The 26152-nt window shown below is 60.8% G+C and carries 20 protein-coding genes; 12 read left to right on the top strand and 8 right to left on the bottom strand.

From position 1 onward, the window contains the following. Genes QZH45_RS13915 through QZH45_RS13905 form a run of 3 tightly spaced genes read left to right on the top strand, consistent with a single transcriptional unit; the run spans position 1 to position 2753 of the window. The gene (locus tag QZH45_RS13915) at positions 1-1152 is read left to right on the top strand and encodes an ABC transporter ATP-binding protein (protein ID WP_055135853.1); all 1152 of its coding nucleotides are present in this window, start codon (positions 1-3) and stop codon (positions 1150-1152) included. Between the two features lie 41 nt (positions 1153-1193). Continuing rightward, on the top strand, positions 1194-1679 hold the full coding sequence (locus QZH45_RS13910; RefSeq protein WP_024780828.1) for a flavin reductase family protein: 486 nt from the start codon (positions 1194-1196) through the stop codon (positions 1677-1679). Between the two features lie 30 nt (positions 1680-1709). Further along, positions 1710-2753: an LLM class flavin-dependent oxidoreductase gene (locus QZH45_RS13905; RefSeq protein WP_055135854.1), complete on the top strand. Its 1044-nt coding sequence runs from the start codon at positions 1710-1712 to the stop codon at positions 2751-2753. A 188-nt stretch (positions 2754-2941) separates the two neighbouring features. On the opposite strand, the gene QZH45_RS13900 is transcribed toward QZH45_RS13905, so the two are convergent. Next, positions 2942-5053, bottom strand: coding sequence for a TonB-dependent siderophore receptor (locus QZH45_RS13900; protein WP_069018175.1), 2112 nt, complete (start codon positions 5051-5053; stop codon positions 2942-2944). Between the two features lie 303 nt (positions 5054-5356). Between QZH45_RS13900 and QZH45_RS13895 the strand changes: the two genes are divergently transcribed. Further along, entirely contained in the window at positions 5357-7153 is a 1797-nt protein-coding gene (locus QZH45_RS13895; RefSeq protein ID WP_055135855.1) for a methyl-accepting chemotaxis protein, read from the top strand. A gap of 417 nt (positions 7154-7570) precedes the next feature. On the opposite strand, the gene QZH45_RS13890 is transcribed toward QZH45_RS13895, so the two are convergent. Next, positions 7571-7768, bottom strand: a complete 198-nt coding sequence (locus QZH45_RS13890) for a YbdD/YjiX family protein (protein WP_003201656.1) — start codon at positions 7766-7768, stop codon at positions 7571-7573. Positions 7769-7784: 16 nt separating this feature from the next. Next, a complete protein-coding gene (locus QZH45_RS13885) occupies positions 7785-9845 on the bottom strand; it encodes a carbon starvation CstA family protein (protein ID WP_053192160.1) in 2061 nt (686 codons plus the stop codon). Positions 9846-10143: 298 nt separating this feature from the next. On the opposite strand from QZH45_RS13885, the gene QZH45_RS13880 reads away from it, so the two are divergent. The 4 genes from QZH45_RS13880 to QZH45_RS13865 all read left to right on the top strand — a co-directional run bounded on the left by QZH45_RS13880 (position 10144) and on the right by QZH45_RS13865 (position 13797). Then, positions 10144-11505 (top strand): cache domain-containing protein, encoded by a 1362-nt coding sequence (locus tag QZH45_RS13880; RefSeq protein WP_024779649.1) that lies wholly within the window; start codon positions 10144-10146, stop codon positions 11503-11505. 31 nt (positions 11506-11536) lie between these two features. Continuing rightward, positions 11537-12169, top strand: coding sequence for a response regulator (locus QZH45_RS13875; protein WP_053192161.1), 633 nt, complete (start codon positions 11537-11539; stop codon positions 12167-12169). A 92-nt stretch (positions 12170-12261) separates the two neighbouring features. Continuing rightward, positions 12262-12912 (top strand): TetR family transcriptional regulator, encoded by a 651-nt coding sequence (locus QZH45_RS13870; protein ID WP_053192489.1) that lies wholly within the window; start codon positions 12262-12264, stop codon positions 12910-12912. Positions 12913-13005: 93 nt separating this feature from the next. Beyond that, positions 13006-13797: a transporter substrate-binding domain-containing protein gene (locus QZH45_RS13865; protein ID WP_024779652.1), complete on the top strand. Its 792-nt coding sequence runs from the start codon at positions 13006-13008 to the stop codon at positions 13795-13797. 180 nt (positions 13798-13977) lie between these two features. On the opposite strand, the gene QZH45_RS13860 is transcribed toward QZH45_RS13865, so the two are convergent. From QZH45_RS13860 to QZH45_RS13850, 3 genes are read right to left on the bottom strand one after another with little or no spacing between them, the layout of a single operon-like run. Continuing rightward, a complete protein-coding gene (locus tag QZH45_RS13860) occupies positions 13978-14997 on the bottom strand; it encodes a TRAP transporter substrate-binding protein (RefSeq protein ID WP_053192162.1) in 1020 nt (339 codons plus the stop codon). A gap of 56 nt (positions 14998-15053) precedes the next feature. Continuing rightward, positions 15054-16334: a TRAP transporter large permease subunit gene (locus QZH45_RS13855; protein WP_024779654.1), complete on the bottom strand. Its 1281-nt coding sequence runs from the start codon at positions 16332-16334 to the stop codon at positions 15054-15056. Further along, positions 16331-16879 carry a TRAP transporter small permease gene (locus QZH45_RS13850; RefSeq protein WP_024779655.1) on the bottom strand — a complete coding sequence of 183 codons (549 nt, stop codon included), beginning with the start codon at positions 16877-16879 and terminating at the stop codon, positions 16331-16333. Before QZH45_RS13850 ends, QZH45_RS13855 begins: the two co-directional genes overlap by 4 nt. A gap of 497 nt (positions 16880-17376) precedes the next feature. Between QZH45_RS13850 and QZH45_RS13845 the strand changes: the two genes are divergently transcribed. Continuing rightward, positions 17377-17670 (top strand): hypothetical protein, encoded by a 294-nt coding sequence (locus QZH45_RS13845; RefSeq protein ID WP_024779656.1) that lies wholly within the window; start codon positions 17377-17379, stop codon positions 17668-17670. A gap of 115 nt (positions 17671-17785) precedes the next feature. Here the strand turns inward: QZH45_RS13845 and QZH45_RS13840 are convergent, their stop codons facing one another. Then, positions 17786-18226, bottom strand: coding sequence for a carboxymuconolactone decarboxylase family protein (locus QZH45_RS13840; protein ID WP_024779657.1), 441 nt, complete (start codon positions 18224-18226; stop codon positions 17786-17788). Between the two features lie 202 nt (positions 18227-18428). Between QZH45_RS13840 and QZH45_RS13835 the strand changes: the two genes are divergently transcribed. From QZH45_RS13835 to QZH45_RS13825, 3 genes are all read left to right on the top strand, one after another. Continuing rightward, positions 18429-19862, top strand: a complete 1434-nt coding sequence (locus tag QZH45_RS13835; RefSeq protein WP_055135815.1) for a PLP-dependent aminotransferase family protein — start codon at positions 18429-18431, stop codon at positions 19860-19862. A gap of 120 nt (positions 19863-19982) precedes the next feature. Next, complete coding sequence (locus QZH45_RS13830; protein WP_024779659.1) at positions 19983-20276, top strand: antibiotic biosynthesis monooxygenase family protein; 294 nt, start codon at positions 19983-19985, stop codon at positions 20274-20276. Positions 20277-20585: 309 nt separating this feature from the next. Beyond that, entirely contained in the window at positions 20586-20990 is a 405-nt protein-coding gene (locus tag QZH45_RS13825) for a cupin domain-containing protein (RefSeq protein WP_024779660.1), read from the top strand. A gap of 191 nt (positions 20991-21181) precedes the next feature. Here the strand turns inward: QZH45_RS13825 and QZH45_RS13820 are convergent, their stop codons facing one another. After that, on the bottom strand, positions 21182-26050 hold the full coding sequence (locus QZH45_RS13820; protein WP_024779661.1) for an NAD-glutamate dehydrogenase: 4869 nt from the start codon (positions 26048-26050) through the stop codon (positions 21182-21184). Positions 26051-26152 lie beyond the last annotated feature (102 nt).

The raw sequence follows: 26152 nt of genomic DNA, 5'->3' as shown, positions 1-26152 counted from the left end.
ATGAGTGCCGTCAAAGACCCCGCACAACAGAACAACAAGACCCTGGTCAGCCTGCGCAACCTGAACAAGCACTACGGCGACTTTGCCGCCGTCGACGACATTGCCCTCGAGATCCAGGACGGCGAGTTCCTGACCTTCCTCGGCTCCAGCGGCTCGGGCAAGAGCACCACATTGTCGATGCTGGCCGGCTTTGAAACCCCCAGCAGCGGCGAGATCCTGGTGGACGGCAAATCCCTGGTCAACGTACCACCGCACAAGCGCGACATCGGCATGGTGTTCCAGCGCTACTCGCTGTTCCCGCATCTGTCGGTGCGCGACAACATCGCCTTCCCGCTGGCGATCCGCAAACTGGCGCCTGCCGAGCGAGACCGTCGGGTCGATGCGATGCTCAAGCTGGTGCAGCTGGAGCAGTTTGCCCATCGCCGGCCTTCGCAACTCTCCGGCGGCCAGCAGCAACGGGTCGCCATTGCCCGGGCGCTGGTTTATGAACCACGCATCCTGCTGATGGACGAACCCCTCGGAGCCCTGGACAAAAAACTCCGGGAAGATCTGCAGGATGAACTGCGCCAGTTGCATCGACGTCTGGGCATCACCATCGTCTACGTGACCCACGACCAGGAAGAAGCCATGCGCCTGTCCCAGCGCATCGCCATTTTCAGCCACGGCAAGATCGTTGGCCTGGGCACCGGTTATGACCTCTACCAGAACCCGCCGAATGCCTTTGTCGCGTCGTTCCTGGGCAACTCCAACTTCCTCAAGCTCAAGGCCCAGGGCAACGCGGTGGCGACCTTCGATGGCCAGTCGCTGTCGATCCGCCTGACCGCGGGCCTGCAAACCGACCAGGACGTGCTGCTGATGGTACGCCCGGAAAAAGCCGTGGCCCTGAGCACCGAACAGGCTGCTCAAGCGCCATTGGCAGCCGGCTGGAATGAAGTCTCGGCCAAGGTCGTCGAAGTGCTGTTCCTCGGCGAAAGCCAGACCTGCAGCGTGGTGACGTCCGGCGGCACCGCCATGACCGTCAAGGCCCTTTCCGCCGCCGGCATGCCACTCAAGGCCGGCGACCCGGTGCGTGTGCGCTGGGCCACTGCCGATGCGTGTGTCTACACCCAATGGGCCGAGAGCGACCTGAACAAAGCCGCCGGTGCTCATTGATGAACACGAAGTCATTACCGCCTGCGTACGAGGACTGTTAAATGATTGATGCCAACGTTTACAAACAAGTCATGGGTTCGTTCCCGTCCGGCGTGACGGTCATCACCACCCTTGATGACGACGGGCAGATCGTCGGCCTCACCGCCAGCGCCTTCAGCTCGTTGTCGATGGACCCGGCCCTGGTGCTCTTCTGTCCCAACTACAGCTCCGATTCCTACCCGGTGCTGATCCGCAACAAGCGCTTCGCCATCCATTTGCTCTCCGGCGGGCAACAGAACGAAGCCTATGCCTTCGCCCGCAAAGGCAAGGACAAGGCCCAGGGCATCGAATGGACCCTGAGTGAGCTGGGCAACCCCTTGCTGAGCAACGCCACCGCCATCATCGAATGCGAACTGTGGCGTGAATACGAAGGCGGCGACCACGCCATCATGGTCGGCGCCGTGAAGAACCTGATCGTGCCGCAACACACCCAAGGCCCGCTGGTTTATTGCCACGGAAAGATGGGCGCCCTGCCCGTCCTCGCCTGAACTGATCGTCAATCATCAAGAGATAGCGCCATGAAATTTTCCCTGTTCGTACATATGGAACGTTGGGACGAAAGCATCAGCCATCGCCAGCTGTTCGAAGACTTGACCGAACTGACTCTCATAGCCGAGGCCGGTGGTTTCAGCACCGTCTGGATCGGTGAACACCACGCGATGGAATACACCATCTCGCCCAGCCCGATGCCGCTGCTGGCCTATCTGGCAGCCAAGACCAACACCATTCATCTGGGCGCCGGCACCATCATTGCGCCGTTCTGGCATCCGTTGCGGGCAGCCGGTGAATGCGCATTGCTGGACGTGATCAGCAACGGACGCATGGAAGTCGGCCTGGCGCGCGGTGCTTATCAAGTGGAGTTCGACCGCATGGCGGGCGGCATGCCAGCGGCCTCCGGCGGCCAGGCACTGCGGGAAATGGTTCCGGCGATACGGGCACTGTGGCAAGGCGACTACGCCCATGACGGCGACATCTGGAAATTCCCGACCTCCACCAGCGTGCCCAAGCCGATCCAGAAGCCGAACCCGCCCATGTGGATCGCGGCCCGCGACCCGGACTCGCACAACTTCGCAGTCGCCAACGGTTGCAACGTCATGGTGACGCCATTGATGAAGGGCGACGAGGAAGTCCTCGACCTGAAGAACAAGTTCCAGAACGCGCTGGACAACAACCCCGGCATACCGCGCCCACAATTGATGGTACTGCGCCACACCCACGTGCACTCGACCGACAATCCCGAAGGCTGGAAAGTCGGCGCCAAGGCCATTGCGAAGTTCTACCGCACCTTCGACGCCTGGTTCGGTAACAAGGAAACCCCGGTCAACGGCTTCCTGGCGCCAAGCCCGGAAGAAAAGTTCGCCGGTCGTCCGGAGTTCGAACTCGAGAGTCTGCACAAGACCGCCATGATCGGTACTCCGGAAGAAATCATTCCACGCATCAAGTACTACCAGGAACTGGGCGTCGACGAGTTCAGCTTCTGGTGCGACAACAGCCTGCCCCATGCGGAGAAGAAGAAATCCCTGGAATTGTTCATCAAGCACGTGGTGCCGGCGTTTCGGTGATCGCGCAGTGCAGTCAGGACGCTATCGCGAGCAGGCTCGCTCCCACAGGGGATTAATGGAGCACCCAGAGCAAGTGCATATCATGCAAACCAATGTGGGAGCGAGCCTGCTCGCGATGGCGGCCTGAAGGAAAAGATGCTCCATGAGATGCCCGGACTTGAAGGCCCGGGCATTTTTTGTTTCAAGGATCAGAAGGTCATGCTGGCACTCAGGCGCGCGGTACGCGGTTCCCCGACGGCGACCTGCAGTTGGCTACCGGTGGAGGACGGGTAGTACTGCTTGTCGAACAGGTTGTCCACGTTCAGTTGCAGCGAGGTCTTGTGCCCGAATACCGGCGACTCCCAGCGCAGGAAGGCATCGGCCACGGTGTAGCTGCCCAACCAGAATTCGTTGTCGTTGTTGGCAGCACGCTCGCCGACGTAGCGAGCGCCGGCACCAGCGTGCCAGGCGCCGAATTCGGCGGGTACACTCAAGTGATGCGACAGGTACAGGCTGGCGGTGTGCTTGGGCGCGTCCGCCAGGCGATGGCCTTCGTCGTCCGGGTCGTCGAGGATTTCCGTGTGGGTGTAGGCGTAGGTGCCGATCAGGTCCCAGCGTTCGGCGAGACGTCCGGTGACGTCCAACTCCAGGCCTTGGGAGCCGACTTTGCCGGCGGCTTCCGCGACATTATCCACCACCGTCACTACATTCGTTTTAACGATGTCGAACAGGGCGAGATTGATATTCAGCCCAGGCAGAGGATCATATTTGGCACCGATTTCATAACTGCGCCCTTCCTCCGGCTTGAAAGTGCTGAGGTTGTCATCGACGGTATCGTTGGGTTTGAACGAACGGCTGTAATTCCCGTACAGGGACAAGGTTTCGTCGGCTTTATAGACCAATCCCAGAAACGGAACAAAGGCATCGCCGTTATCGTCGCGAACAGGCACTCGCTTGATCATTCCCGTTTCACTGAACTGGTCGTAATGCTGGTAGCGTCCGCCAAACACCAAAATCCAGCGGTCATCCAGGTGCCAGTTGTCCTTCAGATAAACGGAGCTGGAGGTCAGTTTGTTACTCAAGTTGCTTTGCGCAGCATTTATCTTGCTTGGCTCTGCCAGACCACCATAAACCGGCGCGGTGATATCGAACCCTCCTTGTGCAGTGCCACGGTACGTCTTGCCTCGGTATTGATCGGACACCTGATTATCGACACCGATCAGCAGATCATGGCGCTGGCCGAACAGCTCCTGCTTGCCCATGAAATCCCAACTGACGTAGCGGGTTTCGTCGTCGTAATGAGCGCCGTTGGCCTTTCGGCTCAATAGATTTCCCGTCAGAACGTCGGGCTGCGCAATCGAAAGACTGTACCGATCATTGTTCCAGCCATAAGTCACGCGAGTCTTCCACGCCTCGCTCAGCTCATACTCGAAACGTGCCGTCGCCGTCTCGCGAATCCCCACGCTCTTGGCCCAGCGCTCGTCGAGGCGCTTGTCATAATCGATATCCGCCGGATGCCCATCGGTGAACACCGTCCCACGGTCGAACGGGTTGGAATATTCGTTGTACTCATAGCTCAGGTTTAACGAAGCCCGCTCACCGGTCCAGGCCAGGGACGGCGCGACCAGCGTGCTTTCATTCACGCCGTAGTTGCGCCAGTAATCTTCATGACCACGCTCGGCAATCAGCCGATACGCCAGCCCGGTATCGCCCACCGGCCCGGTGGTGTCCACGGCCATGGTGCCGCCGCCTTCGCTATAGGCCGAGCCGCTTAGCGTGGTGCTTTGGGTGTATTCGGGCTTTTTGCTGATGATGTTGACCAAACCGCCAGGCTCCAGCGCACCATACAACATCGAGGCGGGGCCCTTGAGCACTTCGACCCGCTCGGTGGTGGCGCTGAAGTTGTGCCCCAGGTTCGAACGCACGCCGTCGCGCAGGATCGAGCCGTCGTCGTTGGTGCCGAAACCACGCTTGATCAGCGAGTCCCGCGAACCACCCAGGGTATTGCCCTGGTTGACACCGCTGACGAACTTCATCGCGTCGCTCAGCGAGCGAACCTGATAATCGTCCAGCGTCTGCTGGGTCACCACATTGATCGTTTGTGCCTCTTCCTTGATCGGTACGTCGCTTTTGCTCGCGGTGCTGGCTTGCGATGCCGTGTAGCCCTCATCTTGTGTGATGCGGCTGCCCTGGATGTCCGTGGTGGGCAGTTCGAGTACGTCCTGTGCCCACAAAGGATTTGCGATGAAGCAGCAGGACAAGGTTGGTAATACACACTTGATGAAGACGTTGCGATTCGCGGGAGGGGTGGAACGATTCAAGACGCAGCACTCGTAGGGAACGTTAATGCGAGCGAATATACTTTGAGAATGATTCCCAGTAAATACTTTCTATGGTCCTTATAACCACGCCCAACCCCTGTAGGAGCGAGCCTGCTCGCGATAACGGTGCATCAGTCACAGCCTGTCTGGATGGAAGTCCCTCATCGCGTGCAGGCTTGCTCCCACAAGTCCTCCGTACACCAAACAAACGAAGTGATATCAAAACGCCCTGCCGCACTAAAGCTTTGGCCTTTGCGGTCGAATGTATTCCATTGAGAGGTTTCTTTGCCCAGGAGCTATGGCATGCAGACGTTGAAGGCTTTGTACGAGTCCATCGAAATGCAATTCTTCGATACGCTCACCAGAAAACTCTCAAGCCTTTTCCTGCTGGTCGCCGTCAGCGGGTTGCTGTACTGGGTGGCCCTTAGCGCCCGCACCGAGATTGTGTTGCAGTTGCGCAGCGCGCAGCTCGACGCAGCCCTGCTGGGGCTGATCGAAAGCCGGCTCGACAGCCTGACCCAGGCCCTGCTGTTCGGTGCGCTCCTGACGCTGGGCATGATCAGCTTCATGGTCTGGTACTTCCGCCATCTCATCGTGCGCCCCGTCACCGCCATGACCCGGGCGCTGGAGGAGATCGCCAACGGTGAAGGCGATCTTTCCAGGGACCTGCCATTGGTGACCCACGACGAAATTCGCGTGCTGGCCAGCACCTGCAACCGCTTCCTGGCCAAGCAGCGGGAAATCATCAGCAACGTCCAGGCCCTCACCGTGCACATCGCCGTCGAATCGGCGCGCTCGCTCAAGAACATCAGCGATTCCAGCGACAGTGCCACCCACCAGGCACGCTTCGCCAAGGAAGTGATGGAGCAGAGCAACTCCGCCGTGGACCGCATCGAAGAAGTCTCGCGCCAGACCCAGGGCATCTCCAGTACCACCGCGCAGAACCTGAACATGGCCCGTGACTCCTATGCCGAGCTGCTGGAAGTGACCGGCAACATCGGCGAGATCGCTGGCAGCCTCAATGAGTTCGCCACACTGGTGAGCGCCTTGAACCAGCGTTCCTCGAGTATCAAGTCCATCGTCGGGTTGATCCAGCAGATCTCTGCCCAGACCAACCTGCTGGCCCTCAATGCCGCCATCGAAGCCGCCCGTGCCGGCGAGAGTGGCCGGGGTTTCGCCGTGGTGGCCGATGAAGTGCGGACTCTGGCGCAGAACGTCAGCCGGGCCACGGACGACATCTCGCGCAACATAGACGCCATGCTCGAAGAAGTCGGTTCCACCCATGAACAGACCACTCAGATCAGCCACAGCGCCAGGGAAACCAAAAAAGTCGTGGAACGTGCCTCCGGCCATTTCGAGAGCATGATCGTCGACTTCGAATCCACCAACGGCAAGCTGGCCGATATTGCCGGGCACATCCAGCAGTTCGCCGATGCCAACACGGGTATCAACGACCGGGTCACTCAGATCCATGCCGACAGCCAGTCGATCGACCAGCGCATGCAGCACTCGGCAACCGCCACCCGGGACCTGTCCGGTGTCGCCGAACGGGTGCAAGCACTGCTGGGCCGGTTCGTGCTCGGCCACGGCAAGCTGGATGCGGCCATCACCCGAGCCAGCCAATGCCGCGACATCCTCCAGGTACGCCTGGAGGCGCTGCAACTCGAGGGTCTCAACCTATTCGATCAGAATTACCAGTTGGTCTCCGGTACCGATCCCAAGCAGTACATGACCGGCTACACCGAACGCTTTGCCCAGGTCTGCCAGGAAGCCTGCGACGCCCTCACCCGCAGCACACCGGGCGGCAAGGTCTCGTTCATCGTCGACACCAAGGGCTACTGCCCGGTGAACAACAGCTGGGTCTCGAAGCCACCCACCGGCGACCGCGCCGTCGACCTGCCGGTGTGTCGCAACAAACGGATCTTCAACGACCCGATCGGCCTGCGCGCAGCGGGCAACGTCCAGCGCTTCCTGCTCCAGACCTACCTGCGCGATACCGGGGAAATCATGACCGAGATCGATGTCCCGTTCTTCTTCGGCGGCCGCCACTGGGGCAATCTGCGGGTGGGGTTCGATGCGGCGGTGTTGCTGGCGGAGTGAGCGTTAGCCAGCAAGAAACATTGTGGGAGCGAGTTTGCTCACGATAGTGGTGGATTAGTCACTATCAATATCGACTGACCCGACGCCATCGCGAGCAGGCTCGCTCCCACAAGGAATCGGTGACAGACACAAAAACCTGAGCCCGCCCAGAAACAACTGTGGGAGCAAGGCTTGCCCGCGATAGCAGTGGATCAGTCGACATCTTCATCACTGACACCACGCCTTCGCGAGCAAGCCCGCTCCCACAAGGGATCGCTGGCGGACGCACATCCTGAGCCCACCCAGAAACAACTGTGGGAGCAAGGCTTGCCCGCGATGCTGGCGCCTCGGTCTACAGTGATACCGAGGCGATGCTGTCGCGGGCAAGCCTTGCTCCCACAGGCTTCCACACAGGGGGATTACCTCAGGGCCGCCAGGTCAGCAGCACTTCGGTCCACCCTTGCCACCGTAACGGGCCTCCTGGCGTTCGCGGAAGAACGCCTCGTAGTCCATCAGCGGTTTGTCCGGGTGCTTGGTTTGCATGTGCTCGACGTAGTTGTCGTAGTCGGGCATGCCGACCATCAGGCGGGCGGCCTGACCGAGGTATTTACCGAGGCGACTCAAGTCATTGAACATTGTTGCAATCCTCGCGTCAGGCGTCCGGCAGGGCCTGGAATGGTGCTTCTTTATCCGTGCGCTCTTTCGTCCCCCAGGCGGCAACACCGACCTTGATCGCGTAGAACAGGATACTGAGCACCACGAACAGGAACAGCGTTGTCAGCGTGGCGTTGGTGTAGGCGTTGAACACCACATGCTGCATCTGCTCGATGCTCTTGGCCGGGGCCAGGATCTGCCCTGCCGCCAGGGCATCGTTGTATTTGCGCGCCAGGGCCAGGAAGCCGATCGCCGGATTGGCGTCGAACAGCTTGATCAGGCCCGCCGTGGTGGTGCAGATCAGCAGCCAGGCCGCCGGTAGCAGCGTGACCCAGATGTAGCGCTGGCGCTTCATCTTGATCAGCACCACGGTGCCGAGCATCAGGGCAATACCGGCCAGCATCTGGTTGGAGATGCCGAACAGCGGCCACAAGGTGTTGATGCCGCCCAGCGGATCGATCACGCCCTGGTACAGCAGGTAGCCCCACAGCGCCACGCAACCGGCGGTGGCGATCAGGTTGGCGGTCCAGGATTCGGTGCGCTTGAGCGAGGGCACGAACGAGCCCAACAGGTCCTGCAGCATGAACCGCCCGGCACGGGTGCCGGCGTCTACCGCCGTGAGGATGAACAGCGCTTCGAACAGGATCGCGAAGTGGTACCAGAACGCCATGGTGTCCTCACCCGGCAGCACCGAATGCAGGATCTGCGCGATACCGACCGCCAGGGTCGGCGCACCGCCGGCACGGGCCAGGACGGTGGTTTCGCCAATGTCCCGGGCCACCGCCTGCAGCGCGTCCGGAGTGACGGCAAAGCCCCAGCCGCTGATGGTCTGGGCCACGGCCACGACGTCACCGCCGACCACCGCCGCCGGGCTGTTCATGGCGAAATACACGCCCGGTTCGATCACCGACGCGGCAACCATCGCCATGATCGCCACGAAGGACTCCATCAGCATGCCGCCGTAGCCGATGTAGCGGGCGTTGGTTTCATTGTCCAGCAGCTTGGGCGTGGTGCCCGAGGAGATCAGCGCGTGGAAACCCGACACCGCGCCGCAGGCGATGGTGATGAACAGGAACGGGAACAGCCCGCCCTTCCACACCGGGCCCATGCCGTTGGTGAACTGGGTCAGCGCCGGCATTTTCAGCTCGGGCATGGTGATCAGGATGCCGATCGCCAGGGCGACGATGGTGCCGATCTTGAGGAAGGTCGACAGGTAGTCCCGCGGGGCCAGGATCAGCCACACCGGCAGCACCGCCGCGACGAAACCATAACCGATCAGCATCCAGGTGATTTGGATCCCGGTAAAGCTGAAGGCCTTGGCCCAGACTGGATCGGCAGCGACCTGCCCGCCCAGCCAGATCGAACCCAGCAGCAACAGCACGCCAATGAGCGAGATTTCACCGATGCGGCCCGGGCGGATATAGCGCATGTAGATGCCCATGAACATCGCGATCGGAATGGTCGCCATCACCGTGAAGATCCCCCACGGGCTCTCGGCCAGGGCCTTGACCACGATCAGCGCCAGCACCGCGAGGATGATGATCATGATCAGGAAGCAGCCGAACAGCGCGATGGTGCCGGGGATGCGGCCCATTTCCTCACGGACCATGTCACCCAGGGAGCGCCCGTTGCGGCGGGTGGACAGGAACAGGATCATGAAGTCCTGCACGGCCCCCGCCAGCACCACGCCGGCGATCAGCCAGAGCGTGCCGGGCAGGTAACCCATCTGCGCCGCCAGCACCGGCCCGACCAATGGCCCTGCGCCGGCAATGGCGGCGAAGTGGTGACCGAAGAGGATATGCTTGTTGGTCGGAACGAAGTCCAGGCCATCGTTGTTGAGCACGGCAGGGGTGGCCCGGCGCGCATCGAGTTGCATCACGTTGTTGGCGATGAAGAGGCTGTAGTAGCGGTAGGCGACCAGGTAGATGGCCACGGCTGCGACGACGATCCAGAGGGCGTTGATGGGTTCGCCGCGGCGCAAGGCCACGACACTCAACGCACAGGCTCCCAGAACAGCCACGGCAAACCAGGCGAGGTGTTTAACCAGACGGGTTGTCATTGCGTGTCTCCTGCCGAGGTCCAGTGGACTGCGGCGATTGTTTTTATAGTGTGCCCCGGCTATTCGGAGCGGGCCCAATATCCCTGTACATCGTCAATAAATAAATCCGTAGTACTACGTAGACGCGCAACTGCCCCTGTGGGAGCAAGGCTTGCCCTAATGCCAGTTAAGGATCAAACGGTGCAAACCTGTGGGAGCGCAAAGCTTGCTCCCCAGGTTTTATCTCCAATCCGGTACGATGTTTGGCATATTATGCCGACCATCCACCTACCCCCGTCAGGCCCTGACAGGAGTCCAGATGCTGCTCAAACACAAAATCGTCGCCCTCGGGATCTTGCCCCTGGTCCTGGCGATTGCTGTCATCTGCGCCCTGGTGATCTCGCTCAACCGCCAACTGGGCGATCAGCAGGCGCAACTGATTGAAGACAGTATCCTGGCCAGCAAGCGCGCCGAGCTGAAAAACTATGTCGAGATGGCGCAGAGCCTGATCGCTCCGTTGTACAACGGCGGCCTCGGGGACGAACACGCACAGCAGCAGGTGCTCGAAGAGCTGCGCAAACTCAGCTTCGGCATCAACGGTTACTTCTTCGTCTATGATCGCCAGGGCCGCAGCCTGATGCATGCGCGTCAATCGGAATTGGTGGGCAAATACCTCTGGGACATGAAGGACCCCCATGGCCTGCCCGTCATCCAGGCATTGATCAAAAGCGCCGAAACCGGCGAGGGTTTCCAGCGCTATGCCTGGAACAAACCATCCTCCGGCCAGGTGACCGAAAAGCTGGCTTACGTGGTGATGCTGGATCGATGGGGCTGGATGCTCGGCACCGGGATCTACCTCGAAGATGTCGAGCGCGCCACCCAGCAGGCACGCGCTGAAGTCGCCCATGGTATCCACACCACCATGCAGGCCATCGCTGCCATTGCACTGGTGGCGGTCCTGCTGGTCTTCGCCGGCGGCATGACCCTCAACGTGAGCGAACACCGCCTTGCCGACAAGAAACTGCAGCGGCTGAACCAGCGCATTGTCAGCTTGCAGGAGGAGGAGCGCTCGCGGGTGTCCCGCGAGCTCCACGACGGCATCAGCCAGTTGCTGGTGTCGATAAAATTCCAGTTCGAGCTGGCCAGTCATGTGCTCGAAAACGGCCAGGAAAATGGCCTGGGCATCCTGAAGAACGCAACGGATCGGCTAGGGGAAGCCATCGGTGAAATCCGCAACATTTCCCACGACCTGCGCTCTTCCCTGCTGGACACCCTGGGCCTGCCCGCCGCCATCGGCCAGCTCGCGGCCGAATTCGAACAACGCAGCGGGCTCGAGGTGTCCTACAGAAGCAATGAGTTCGATTGCCGGCTGGAAAATGGCGCCCCGGTCTCGCTGTTCCGCATTGCCCAGGAAGCGCTGACCAATATCGAACGCCACGCCGGGGCGAAACGAGTCGCCATCACTTTGTTTGGCTCCGCTCAATCCTTGCGCCTGACGGTGGTGGATGACGGAATGGGGTTCAACGTCCCGCAGGTCGAACGTGGCCATGCCGGCATCGGCCTGCGAAACATTCGCGAACGGGTCGAGCATTTCGGCGGACGACTGGAGCTGACCTCGACGCCCGGTCGAAGCGAATTGGACGTCCTGCTCCCCATGGACCTGTCGGCCACAGAAAGCTGATGCGTCCCCCTTATACCGAGAGCCTTTGCCGATGACCCTGCCCCCTGCAATCCGCGTCGCACTGGTTGACGATCACTCCCTGGTGCGCGATGGCATCCGGGCCTTGCTGTCCGTCATGCCCCAACTGGACGTGGTGGGCGAGGCCGAGAACGGTGCGCAGGCAATCGAGATGGTCGGGCGCTGCCAGCCGGACCTGCTGCTGATGGACATCGGCCTAAAAGACATGAACGGGCTCGAATTGACCCGGCTGCTGGGCAAACAATACCCCAACCTCAAGATCCTGGTCCTGAGCATGTATGACAATCATGAATATGTGAGCGAGTCGGTGCGTTCCGGCGCCAGCGGCTACGTTCTCAAGAATGCGCCTTCGCGGGAGATCATCGCCGCGATCGAGGCCATCATCAGCGGTGGTACCTTCTACAGCGCAGAGATCGCCCAGCGGCTTGCCACTGCCGCCAGCACCGATGACGAGCTGACACCCCGTGAGCGCCAGGTGCTGCTCAAAATGGTCCAGGGGCTGAACAACAAGGAGATGGCCCGGGAGCTGGACATCAGCGTGCGCACCGTCGAAACCCACCGCCTGAGCATCCGCCGCAAGCTCAACATCGACAAACCCGCGGCCCTGGCGAAGTACGCGATCGACCATGGAATCATTGCCCGCTAGGGGCCTTTGAAATGTGATTGATGCGTCGCATCCAAGGTACGAATAATCAGCCGCCTTTTCTATTCGCACTCACTTCCAAGGTGCATGCCTTCATGTCCGAACGCCCAAGCCCACAGATTTCATCGCGCAAGCAGCCTAAGCAGGTGCGTTCCACCGAACTCGTTGCGGCCATCCTGGAGGCCGCTGCTCAGGTTTTGGCGACCCAGGGCGCCTCGCGCTTTACCATGGCCCGCGTGGCCGAGCGAGCCGGTGTCAGCGTCGGGTCTATGTATCAATACTTCCCGAACAAGGCGGCTATCCTGTTCCGCCTTCAAAGTGATGAGTGGCGGCAAACCAGCGACATGCTGCGCGGGATTCTTGACGATCAGGTGAAGCCGCCTTTCGAGCGGCTGCATATTCTTGTAAGGGCGTTCATCCGGTCCGAATGCGACGAGGCCCAGATGCGTGGCGCCCTCAACGACGCTGCACCGCTCTACCGCGATACGCCCGAGGCCCGGGCGGCGCGGCTGTCGGTCCAGCAGTCGGTCGATGCCTTCATGCTGCAAGTACTGCCAGCCGCCTCTGCACAGACTCGAAGCCTGGCGGGCGACCTGATGATCACGACACTCAGCAAGGTAGGAAAGCAATTTTCCACCGCACCGCGCTCGCCTGAAGAGATTGAGAGTTATGCCCGCGCCATGGCCGAGATGTTCTGCGCCTACCTCGCAAACCTCCAGCAACGGCCCGACGCGACAACAGGGTAAGTAGCCAGTGTTGCCGACATGCCCGTGACAGCCTGCAAACACTTTTACTACACTGCTGCGTCCTGTCCCCTTCCCTTGCGAGACGTGTGCCCTATGAAAAATATAACAAGCACAATGACATTCTGCGGCCTGCTGGCACTGTCCTGCGGCGCCCAGGCCGAGACGGCGCCTTCGCATCTGGACCAGGTCCTGCAACGTGGTGAATTGAAGGTGTGCACCACCGGCGACTACAAGCCCTACACCTACAAAAATGAAAGCGGCGAATACGAAGGCATCGACACAGACATGGCGCGCTCCCTGGCCGCAAGCCTTGGCGTCAAGGTGCAATGGGTGCAGACCACCTGGAAAACCCTGATGCCGGATATGATCGCGGACAAATGCGATATCGGCATGGGCGGGATCTCGGTGACACTAGAGCGCCAGAAGAAAGCCTACTTTAGCAACACCCTGGACGTGGATGGCAAGATCCCGCTGGTCCGTTGCGAAGATCAGTCGCGCTACCAGACCCTCGAGCAGATCAACCAGCCTTCGGTGCGCCTGGTGGAGCCGGCCGGTGGTACCAACGAAGCCTTCGTCCGCGCCTTCGTGCCCAAGGGCCAACTGAGCTTTCACGACAACGTGACCATCTTCCAGGAGCTGCTGGACAAGAAAGCCGACGTCATGATTACCGATGCGTCTGAAGCGCTTTATCAGCAAAAGCTCAAGCCCGGCCTGTGCGCCGTAAACCCGAGCCGCTACTTGCAATACGGCGAGAAGGCTTACCTGCTGCCTCGGGATGATTCCACCTGGAAAATGTATGTTGACCAGTGGCTGCACCTGAGCAAGGCGAACGGCAGCTACCAGAAGGTCATTGGGCAATGGCTGGCCGTTCCCGACGCTCAGTGAGGCTTGACGTGGCTGCTGCCCTTTATGGCGGCGAGCCTGTTCGTGATGGAGGTGCGTCGGTTACAGCAAGGTCGACAGTGCCGACGCCATCGCGAGCAGGCTCGCTCCCACAATAGTCGAGGATGACCGCAGAAAGTTGCGCTATCCCGAACTCACCGCTCTTGATGGCGGCGTGTCAACTCACTGCGCCGCCCGTACCTTGGCGATCTCGTCATACATCATCTTCACCAGGTTGGCATCCAGAGACTTGGCGAACTTATCGATCACCGGCTGCACCCGTTCGCGGAAGCGATCCTTCTCGGCGGGGGTGATTTCGTTGACGCTCATCGCACCGGCCAGCGTCGCCTTGGCCTTGTCCATGCTTGCTGCAGTGACTTCCCGCTGGAATTTCTGCGCCTCGGTGGCGGCCTCGCGAATCATCGCCTTTTCATCGTCGTTGAGGCGACTCCAGGTTTTCTGGCTGATGATCAACGACTGCGGGTTGAAAATATGGCCCGTTACCGAAAGGTACTTCTGCACCTCGTAGAACTTGTTGCCTTCGATCACCGTGAAAGGGTTCTCCTGGCCATCGATGGTGTGCTGCTCGAGACCGGTGTAGACCTCTGGAAATGCCATTGGCACGGGATTAGCCCCCAGCGCGGAAAAGGTTTCCAGGTAGATCGGAGACTGGATGACACGAATCTTCAGGCCCTGCATGTCTTCAAGCCGGGTCACCGGGTGCTTGCTATTGGTCAGGTTACGAAACCCGAGGTCCCAGTAACCCAGGCCCACCAGCCCTTTGCTGTCCAACTGCGCCGCCAGCTTCTGGCCGACCGGGCCATCAATCACCGCATGGGCTTCGTCGGCGTTGTTGAACAGGAAAGGAAAATCGAGCATGGCAAAATCTGGTGCCTGGGCCGCCAGAATTCCGGAGTTGAGCACGGTGATGTCCAGCGTGCCGCCCTGCAGGGCCGAGACCGTCTGCACGTCGCCGCCCAATGTCCCGCCGGGGAACAGACGGACCTTGATCTTGCCGCCACTCTTTTCGCTGAGCAGGTCGGCAAATTTCTGTGCACCCTGGCCCTGTGGATGCTCCTTGACGTTCTGGAATGCGAATCGCAGGGTGCGTTCGCGGATCTCGTCCGCGTGGCTCGCCACACTGCCCAGCAACAGCCCCGTTGCACACGCCCCGGCCACCAGGGTTTTCATCAGTTTATGCATTTCACTCTCCAATCATTATTGTTTTAAAGTCGAGCTACCAAAGGCTTACACCCTTGTTATCCGGTGAAGAATTTCAATGGCCCAAGGACCAATTGCGGGAACAGCACCAGCAGGGACAGCACCACAAGTTGCGCAAGCAGAAACGGCCATACGCCGCGGACAACTTCTTCGAAGTCCAGCTTTGCCACCCCGCAAACCACATTGAGCACTGTTCCCACTGGCGGCGTGATCAGGCCGATGGCGGTGTTGATCAGAAACAGCACGCCGAAGTAGACCGGGTCGATACCCGCCTGGATGACAGCAGGCATCAATACCGGGGTCAGGATCAGAATGGTCGGGGTCATGTCCATCACCGTCCCCACCATGACGATCAGCACCATCATCACCACCAACAGCAGGGTCGGGTTGTCCATGAACGGTGCCAGCCATTCCGCCAACTGGCCCGGGAGATCAGCGATGGTCACCAGCCAGGATGAAACCATGGCAGCCGCCACCAGCAACATCACCACCGAGGTAGTCTTGGCCGAGGACAGGATGACCTCATACAGTTGGCTGACTTTCATCTCCCGGTAGATGACCAAGGACACGAACAGCGAATAGACCGCAGCGACCACGGCAGCTTCAGTGGGGGTGAAGATGCCGAATTTGAGCCCCAGGACGATGATCAGCGGCAGGCCCATCGCCCAGCTGCCGTCGAGCAATGTACGCAGCACTTCGGCACGGGAACGCTTCGGCGGCGTCTCGACATGCTCGCTGCGCGAGATGTACCACCAGGCCAGGGCCAGCGAAGCCCCAAGCATGAGCCCGGGCACTATACCGGCCAGGAACAGCTTGGATATCGACACCCCGGATGCCACGCCAAACACAATAAAACCGATACTCGGCGGGATGACCGGTGCAATGATGCCACCGGCGGCGATCAGGCCGGCGGAACGTCCCCGATTATGCCCGGCCAGGACCATCATCGGCACCAGCAACGCCGCCAGTGCTGCCGCATCGGCCACGGCAGAGCCGGAGAGCGACGCCAGCAGGCAGGACGCGATGATCGCCACGTAGCCGAGACCGCCGCGCTTGTGTCCCACCAACGCCATGGCAATGTTGACTATGCGCCTGGACAAGCCGCCGGCATTCATGACCTCGCCGGCCAGCATGAAGAACGGCACGGCCATCAGCGGGAAGCTGTCTGCGCCGTTGAGCAGGTTCTGGGCGATGATTTGCGCATCGAACAGATCCAGGTAAAACATCAGCGCCACGCTGACCACCAGCAAGGCAAACGCAATGGGAATGCCCAGCGCCATGCTGCCGATCAAAGACCCGAGAAAAATAACCAGTGTCATGGGCGATTACTCTTGAGCGGGTTATGCGCCATCGCCTCGACGGCGTCGTGGTCCTGAGCCATGCCCCACTCGGCATCGCCGTGCTTGCCAAACAAAGCCAGGTAGAGCTCATAGAGCAAGATGAAGGCGGCGCTGGCGCCGAACACCAGGCCGGCAGCGTAGAACACCGCCATCGACAAGCCGGATGCCGGTGCGACCACGTGCAGGTTGATCACCACCTGCTGCCAACTGCCGATGAAGATCAACCAGCAGATGTACAGCATCAGCAAATGCCCGATAACCAGGCAGGCGCGCCGGAGCGAAGACGGCAGGCGCTTGATCAAGCTGTCCATGCCCAGGTGCGCACGGTCCTTGAGCGCCACCAAGGCTCCGAGAAAAATCATCCAGACGAAGAACCAGCGCGACAGCTCCTCGGAGACGCTGATGCCGGAATTGAAGGCATAACGCAGCACCACATTACCGAACACCAACACGATCATCGCAACCATGCACAACACAATCAGCAGCTTCAGCAACTTGAAATACAGATCGACGACTTTGGTCATCTTGAAGACCTCTCAGGCTTGTCGAGCACCGGCACAGGCGGCGCAATGGGACCGCAGCAACACAGGCCGCTACAGGACCGGACCGGAGGAGAAGAAAAAGGCTTCGGGGTTGAAGCGAAGGATCGAAGGGAGGGCGTCAGGTGCCCGCAGACGGCTACGCATAGGGGATTCCTCTGTTTTTATTATGGGCCTTGGTCGCGTGGAACAAGACGTGCTCCGCCTAAAATGTACCAACCAGTTAGTTCGGTCAAGAACCCAGGCGTACACGCAGTACAAAGGGTGCGATTATCGGCTAATCCTGACCCGGCAACGGCACCACTCTGCCCCCCAAGGATTTGTATCGCTCTGTATATGAACCGGAGCCTGATACGTAATCGTCGATTTCGCCTCCTTCAGACACACAGCGCCGATACAACCGTGCGTTTAACTGTGATCACCGGACAGCAGTGCACCTCTGTTGCTGCCGACCCAATCCATTAAACGCAAGGAGAACCACCATGTTCAGTTTCCCAAAAGCTTCCTCCCTGGCAGTCGCATTGGCACTGGTCGGCAGCTTCGGCCTGGCGAATGTCGCATCGGCTACAGACAGCAAAGCCCCGGCCCATCAGCTGGCCGAAGGCGGTTCCGATCGTTTGATTCAAAACCGCGTGGCCGAAGGGGGCTCTGATCGCTTGATTCAGAACCGCGTGGCCGAAGGGGGCTCTGATCGCTTGATTCAGAACCGCGTGGCTGAGGGCGGGGCTGATCGTCTGCAGGAGCTGCGTGAGCGCAACGCCGCAGCAGTCGCATAGATCGTGCCGGGGCCGTAGCATTCACTTAGGCCCCGACGTCCCCCCGTACCCACCGTCCTGTGGGAGCGAGCCTGCTCGCGAAAGCGGCCGACCAGACACCGTACGACTTGCTGGCTCAGTCAACGGGGCGCTGGCGGAAACTCACCGCCAGCCGGTTCCAGCTGTTGATGGTGCTGATCGCCATTGTCAGGTCCACCAACTCCTCCTCGCTGAAGCAGGCACGGGCCTGGGCATAGACATCGTCCGGCACCTGACTCTGGGCCAACAGCGTCACCGCTTCGGTCCACGCCAGGGCGGCGCGTTCGCGAACAGAAAAAAAGCCGCTGTCACGCCATACGGCCACTGCGAAAAGACGCCGCTCGGTCTCACCCAGGCGTCGTGCATCCACCGAATGCATGTCGGTGCAGAAGGCACAGCCGTTGAGTTGCGAGGCACGGATCTTGATCAGGTGCAGCAGCGCCGGTTCGATACTCAGGCGACTGGTCAGCGCCTCCAGGCCAATCATCGCTTTCATCGCCCCGGGGGACGCACTGTAGTAATCCAGACGCTGGCTCATGACGGACTCCGTGACAGGGATACCTTCACGGTAGAACCCGAAGGCCTTCGACGACAGGTCCAATTGGTCGAAAAAAGCAGGGCCATCCCGCGCCAGACCAATCAGCTGGATTTTCTTCACGCAACTTCTATCCGAATGCACAATGCAGGTAATCTTGCAGCTTTGACGCTGCCGCCAGGCGATTGTCCAGGAGCCCGCGGGTATGGAACTTCATGTCGTCATCAATGGCCGCAAGGACCTGACAAGTCAGTTGTACCAACAGCTACGCAGCGCCATCGAAAGCGGTCGCCTGGCGGCCGGCACACAACTGCCACCCAGCCGCCTGCTCGCCGAACAGTTGGGCGTTTCGCGCAAGACCGTTTCCGATACCTACGCCCAGCTGACCTATGAAAACTTCCTGACCGGCATCATCGGCAAGGGCACCTACGTCAATGCGCGGCCGGCCAAGGTCGTGCGCAAACAAGACCACCGGGAGTTGGCCGGGGCGGACGTTGTCGAGGCCTGGCGCAACATGCCGGATCTGTTGCACCATCCGACGCCCGAAAGCGCATTGCGTTACGACTTCATCGGCGGCGCCACCGGCAAGGGGCAGTTTCCCCTCGACGATTGGCGTCGTTGCACCGCTCATGCCCTGCGCCAGATCGCCAATAGCAAAGGATTCTACAGCCAACCCGGGGGCCTGCCGGCACTGCGCAATGCCATAGCCCGGCACATCGCATTTTCCCGGGGGGTCAACTGCCAGGACGATGACGTGGTGGTGTGCAACGGTGCGCAACAGGCCCTGGATCTGATTTCACGGGTGCTGACCCGGCCCGGCAGCCTGGTGGCAATGGAAGATCCGGGGTATCCACCGGCACGACTGCTGTTCGGCTCCCTCGGCGCCACGGTGGTCGGGGTGCCCGTGGACGACCAGGGCATGCGGGTGGACCTGATCCCCGACGGCACGCGGCTGATCTATGTCACGCCTTCCCACCAGTTCCCCTTGGGCATGCCCCTGAGCCAAACCCGGCGCGAGGCCCTGCTGGTCCGGGCTTATGAGCTCGGTGCGATCATCATCGAAGACGATTACGACAGCGAATTTCGTTACGAAGGCCGGCCCGCAGATTCGTTGCAGAGCATGGATGAACGTGGAATCGTGGCGTACGTCGGGACCTTCTCCAAGACCCTGCTGCCGGAGCTGCGGCTCGGCTACGCCGTCCTTCCTCCGGCGATTCTCGAGGCCGTGATTCTGGCCAAGCGTCTCACCGACCAGCACACCTCTACCCTGCCCCAATGGGCCCTGGCCAAGTTTATCGCCGAGGGTTGCCTGCTCAAGCACATCCGTCGCTGCCACGCCCTGTACGCCGGGCGCCGCGAACGGATACTGGGCCGCATGGCCGGGGACCTGTCGCCCTGGTTCGAAGCCGTGCCCACCACTGCCGGCTTTCACCTGGCGGTGTTGTGCAAGGTACCGATCGATCTGCCGCTGGTGATCGAACTGGCGAAAAAAGTCGAGGTCGGGCTGTACAGCCTTGATGGCTTCTTCAACGAAGTGCCGCCACGGCCGGGCCTGTTCTTCGGTTTTGGAGCCATCGAAGTCCTGGACATCGACATCGCCCTGGATCGCCTGCGGGACATCCTGCAACAGGTCGCCTGACCAATTGGACTGCCGGCTTATCCGCCCATTGGCTGTTTGAGTCTTGCCCATGCAGGCCTATCCTGCATGGGTATCGTTGATCGTGAACATCCCGTCCGACTTGATTCAGGAGCCTGAACAATGTCTCGCCAAGTGATCAATACCGTACAGGTACAAGCCGCCGCCGGTCGCTCGGAAGAGCTCGGCCGACAATTGCAGCAGATCGTCGAAACCCTGCGCACCCAACCCGGCTGTGACGCCTACATGGTCGACCGGTGCCCGGTGGACGGCGACCGCTGGACCGTCAGCGCCCGCTGGCAATCGGAAGCGGCCATGCAAGCCCATTTCACCTGCCCCGAAGTACAAGGCTTTATCGGCCTGATCGATAACCGTCTGGCCCGAAGCGTGGATTTCAATAGTTTCCCGATTGTCTGAAGCGCTCGCTCTCCCGAGCCGGACCTACCTGTGGCGAGGGGATTTAGCGAAACGTCGCACCGCCCCGTTCAAGTGCGCAGCACTCGCCAGATAGGGCCCTCACGAATATCTTGGGGCCGCTGCTCAGCCCAGCGGGGATAAATCCCCTCGCCACAGGGTTACGGGCCAGTCAGTTGCAAATTCGTAGTAGACCAATTGGTCTACCGGCCTTCCGATAGATTGGACGTTTGCTTGCCCCGCCAGCGGGCATAGGGTGAATCCATTGCCGCAACAGTGCGGATCCACTCAAAAACCACGAAGGCTATTGCAATGAAAACCCTCTGTCTGATCGCCGCCCTCAGCCTGCTGCCTGTCGTCCAGGTCTACGCCCACGAAACCGCCCCTTCGGAGAAGGTCCAGGTGCTGCAGGAAAAGATGCTGAAAAACCTGCCGGGCAAAAAAGCCATGATGCTGACCGTCGACTACGCCCCGGGCCAGTCGTCCATTGCCCACAAACATGAGGGCACGGCCATGGCCTACGTCCTCGAAGGCGCCATTACCTCCCAGGTCAAAGGCGAACCGGCGACCACCTACAAGGCCGGAGAGTTCTGGTACGAAGCGGCGGGTTCCGAGCACTTGGTCTCGAAAAACGCCAGCGCGACCGAGCCGGCGAAACTGCTGGTCTTCATGGTGATGGGTGAGAAAGAAGCTGTATTGATCCCGCTGAAAAACTGACCAACACCACAATTCCCTTGTGGGAGCGAGCCTGCTCGCGATAGCGGTGGCCCAACCAACATCATCCTCGACTGACCCGCCGCCATCGCGAGCGGGCTCGCTCCCACAAGGAAAATCGGTGCCTGCGCATGAACCGCGCCCAATAAAAAGCCCCGCATCTCTCGATGCGGGGCTTTTTATTCAACGCCGGATCAGTTGGCCGTCAAGACCGTCTGACCTGCCAACGCCAGGTCCAGCAGTTCGCGGTTGGCGACTGCGTACATGGCGTAATCGGTGGCGCTGGCGGCACGGATGTCCACCAGCATGGCACGCCAGCGCTCGACCATGTCTTGTTGCTGCTCCAGCCACAGCGCGAGACGGGTTTCCACGTCCTGGCTGCCGTCGCCCTGTTGCAGGACCGAGATGGTGATCGCCCGTTGCTGCCAGTCGACGTCATCGCGGAACGCTTCGCGGGCCAGGGCTTGCCAGTTGTTTTCCACCGGCAAGGCACTGATCTGCTGCAGGTACCAGGTGATGTCCAGGGCGCTGCCCACGGCGAAGTAGGCCTTGGCCACATCGGCGGCGTTCTGGCCGGTGACGTCGGACGCCTCGATGATCGGCAGCAAGGTATACAGGTGCGTGGTGCCTGCAACCATGCGCGCCAGCAACTCTGGCACACCGGCGGCCACGTAGGCCTGGTAGCGGGTCTGCCAGCCTTCGCGGGTCGGGCCTTCCAGCAGTTCGTCGAGCTTGAGGCCCAACGCCGCCAGGTGCGGACCGAAGTGAGCCACGTCGCGGGCAGCGTTCTGCTCGTTACGGCGGCTGCGCAGGAACCAGCGGGTCGCACGACGGCCCAGGCGCATCAACTCATCCATCAGCTCCAGTTGCACGTCGGCCGATACCTGGTGATCCAGGGCTTCGATCTGACGGAACCAGTGCGGAAGATGGAAGATGTCCCGTACGATTACATACGCACCCGCCACGTTCGCCGGGCTCATGCCCGTGGACTCCTTGAGCCGTTGAACGAAGGTGATGCCCATGTGGTTGACCAGGTCGTTGGCGATCTGGGTGCTGACGATCTCGCGCTTCAGGCGGTGGCGACGCATGGCCTCGGAGAACTTGTTCACCAGCGTAGCCGGGAACGCGGTCTCCATGTCCCGGGTCAGGTAGTCGTCGTCGGGTACCAGGGAATTGAGCAGCGCTTCCTTGAGGTCGATCTTGCTGTAGGAGATCAGTACCGACAGTTCGGCACGGGTCAGGCCATGGCCCGCCGCGACACGTTCGGCCAGCTGTTCTTCGGTCGGCAGGAACTCGATGGCGCGGTCCAACTTGCCACGGACTTCCAGATCGTTCATCAGGCGCTTGTATTCGGCGATCCGCACGAATGCGCGACGGGCCGCCAGGGACAGGGCCTGGGTCTGCTTGTAGTTGTTGCCCAACACCAGGCCACCGACTTCGTCGGTCATGCTCGCCAGCAACTGGTTGCGTTGCTTGTCGGTCATATCGCCGGCCTGCACCACTTCGTTGAGCAGGATCTTGATGTTCACTTCATGGTCGGAGCAGTCCACACCGCCCGCGTTGTCGATGAAGTCGGTGTTGGTGGCGCCGCCATGCAGGCCGAACTCGACACGGCCCAGCTGGGTCATGCCCAGGTTGCCGCCCTCGCCCACGACCTTGCAGCGCAGTTCGTTGCCATTGACGCGCAACGCATCGTTGGCCTTGTCGCCGACGTCAGCGTGGCTTTCGGTGCTGGCCTTGACATAGGTGCCGATACCACCGTTCCACAACAGGTCCACCGGCGCCTTGAGCAAGGCATTCAGCAGTTCGGTCGGGGTCAGCTTGTCGGCCTTGATGTCGAAGCGTGCCTGCATCTGCGGGGTGATGGCGATGCTCTTCGCGCTGCGCGAGAAAATGCCGCCGCCTTCGGACATGATGCTGGTGTCGTAGTCGGTCCAGGCCGAACGCGGCAGGTCGAACAGGCGCTGGCGCTCGGCGAAGCTGCTGGCCGGCTCCGGGTTCGGATCGATGAAGATGTGCAGGTGGTTGAACGCCGCGACCAGTTGCAGCTTGTCGGACATCAACAAGCCGTTACCGAACACGTCGCCAGCCATGTCGCCAACACCGACCACAGTGATGCTGTCTTCCTGGACGTTGATGCCACGCTCGCGGAAGTGGCGCTGCACGCCGACCCACGCGCCCTTGGCGGTGATGCCCATCTTCTTGTGGTCATAGCCGGCCGAGCCGCCGGAGGCGAAGGCGTCGCCCAGCCAGAAGCCGTAGTCGATGGCGATGCCGTTGGCGATGTCGGAGAAGGTCGCCGTGCCCTTGTCGGCAGCGACTACCAGGTACGGGTCATCATCGTCATGCCGCACGACGTTGGCCGGCGGTACCAGGACGCCGTCCTTGAGATTGTCGGTGATATCCAGCAGCCCGGAGATGAAGATGCGGTAGCAGGCGATGCCCTCGGCCGCGATCTCGTCGCGGCTGCCGCCCAGTGGCAGGCGACGCGGCAGGAAGCCGCCCTTGGCGCCGACCGGCACGATCACCGAGTTCTTCACCTGCTGGGCTTTTACCAGGCCCAGGACTTCGGTGCGGTAGTCTTCTTCACGGTCGGACCAGCGCAAGCCGCCACGGGCGACGTTGCCGAAACGCAGGTGCACGCCTTCGACCCGTGGCGAGTAGACGAATATCTCGAACTTGGGCACCGGTTTCGGCAGTTCCGGGATCAGGTGCGGGTTGAACTTGAAGCTGAAGTAGGACTTGTTCTGGCCGTGGGCGTCGGTCTGGTAGAAGTTGGTCCGCAGGGTGGCCTTGATCAGGTCCAGGTAGCGACGCAGGATGCGGTCTTCGTTGAGCACCTGGACATCATCCAGTGCCGTGAGGATCGCCTGTTCCAGACGCAGTTGCTTGTCTTCCAGGTCTTCGCCGGTGAGCTTGCGGGCCAGGTAGAAGCGGGTCTTGAACAACCGGGTCAACTCGCGAGCGATGTCGGTATGGTTGTTCAGGGTGCTGGCGATATAGCCCAGGTCAAAGCCCAGGCGGATCTGCTTGAGATAGCGGGCGTAGGCACGCAGCAGTGCCACATCGCGCCACGGCAGGCCGGCGGTCAGCACCAGGCGGTTGAACGCATCATTCTCGGCGTCGCCACGCACGATGTGGACGAAGGCGTCCTGCAAGGTGTCGTTGAGCTGCTGGATGTCGAGGTTCACCCCTTCGGCGGCGGTGAACGCGAAGTCGTGGATCCAGAACTCGCGGCCGTTGGTGTGACGCAGGCGGTACGGGAACTCACCCAACACGCGCAGGCCGAGGTTTTCCAGAATCGGCAGCACATCGGATAGCGCCAGCGGCGTGTCGGCGTGATACAGCTTGCAGTGCAGCTCACGCTGGCCGGACACCTGGCCCAGCGGCTGGTAGAAGCTCATGACCAGCGGATTTTTTTCATTCAGGCTCAGCAGGTGCTGCATGTCGACCACTGCCGAATGCGCGGCAAAGCGCTCGCGGTAGCCGGCCGGGAAGCCTTTCGGGTAATCGGCGAGCACGTTGGTGCCCTGAGCTTCGCCGAAGCTCTCGATGACCAGGCTGGCGTAGTCGTCCTGCCAACTGCGGCAGGCCTGCACCACTTCTTTTTCCAGCAGCAGCGGGTCGATGTCGATGCGGTTCTTCGGGTCCACTCGCAGGATCAACTGCACGCGGGCCAGTACCGATTCGGAGAAGAACGTCCAGAATTCGCAGTCCGAAGCCTTCAGGCGATCCATCAGCACTTGCTGGATCTTCTGGCGCACTTCGGTGGAATAGATGTCGCGCGGCACGTAGGCCAGGCAGTAGCAGAAACGGCCGTATGGATCCTTGCGCAGGAATACGCGGATCTTGTTGCGTTCCTGGATCTGCACGATGGACATCACGGTGCTGAACAGCTCGTCCACCGGGGTCTGGAACAGATCGTCGCGGGGCAGCACTTCGACCACTTGGGCCAGTTCCTTGCCCAGGTGCGCCTTGGCCTGGAAGCCCGAACGACGTTCGATTTCGGCGACCTTGCGGCGAATGTACGGAATAACGCGCACGCTCTCGCCATACACCGAGGAGGTGTACAGGCCCATGAAGCGGCATTCCTTGATGACCTTGCCGTCAGCGTCGATTTCACGGATCGACACGTAATCCGGATAAGCCGGACGGTGTACGCGGCTCGGGTGTGCGGCCTTGGCGAACGACAGCGGAGTCGGTTCACGCAGATAGTTGACGGCGTAGTCCTCGATGCGCAGGTCATCGGCGGTCAGGCCGGCGCGCAGCAGCTTGGTCAGGCCGAGAAACGACTCGGGGTCATACTCGATATGGCCGCCATCGACATCGTCACGGACCACGAACTCTTCATAGCCCAGGAAAGTGAAGTGGTTGCCCACCAGCCACTCCAGGAAGGTCTTGATCTCGCTTTTTTCGTCGGCATCGATCGCGTAGGCGCTATTGTCCAGGCTGGCAAGGATCTCCTGGACCTTGTCTTTCATCGGCTCGAAATCGGCCACGGCCACTCGCACTTCGCCCAGTACCTGCTCAAGCTCCTTGCTCAGGACGTTGAGTTCGGCGGCGTTGGCGCAGCGGTCGATTTCCAGGTACATCAGCGACTCTTGCAGGACGCCCTCGCCCTGGGTGCCCTTCGGCAGGATTTCCAGCAACTCGCCCTTGCTGTCACGACGCACGCTCAGCACGGTGGTTTGCAGGGTATGGATGCTGTAGCCGCGGCGGTTCAGCTCGGTACGTACCGAGTCCACCAGGAACGGCAGGTCGTGGTGCAACACTTCCACGGCGGTATGGGTCGACTGCCAGCCGTGGCGTTCGTAATCGGGGTTATAGACGCGAACCTGCGATTGCGCGTGGTCGAAGCGCTCAAGCAGGCGCCAGGCGGACAAGGTGCAGCCGGCGAGGTCGGACAACCGGCGCTGGGTAAGTTCATCGAGGGAAATGATGCCGAAGAATTGTTCAGCAAACAGCGCCACTTGTGGCAGTGCCTGTTCACTGATGTTCTGCGCCAGTACCGCTTGCAGTTGATGCTGGAAGTCGGCTTTGCTGGCTGCGGTGAAGAACGCCATCTGTGGTACTCCGCTTGGGCTTGTTATTGATGGAAGCGTCGTGCAGCCCCTCTCGGGCCGCCGGCCATCCTGTTCCTGATTCTCGGGCAGAGGAAACAGGAC

The sequence above is a fragment of the Pseudomonas corrugata genome (genome assembly GCF_050920615.1).
Classification (GTDB): domain Bacteria; phylum Pseudomonadota; class Gammaproteobacteria; order Pseudomonadales; family Pseudomonadaceae; genus Aquipseudomonas; species Aquipseudomonas corrugata.
Note: the sequence above shows the minus strand (reverse complement) of the source record. Positions and strands in the feature narration are given on the sequence as shown.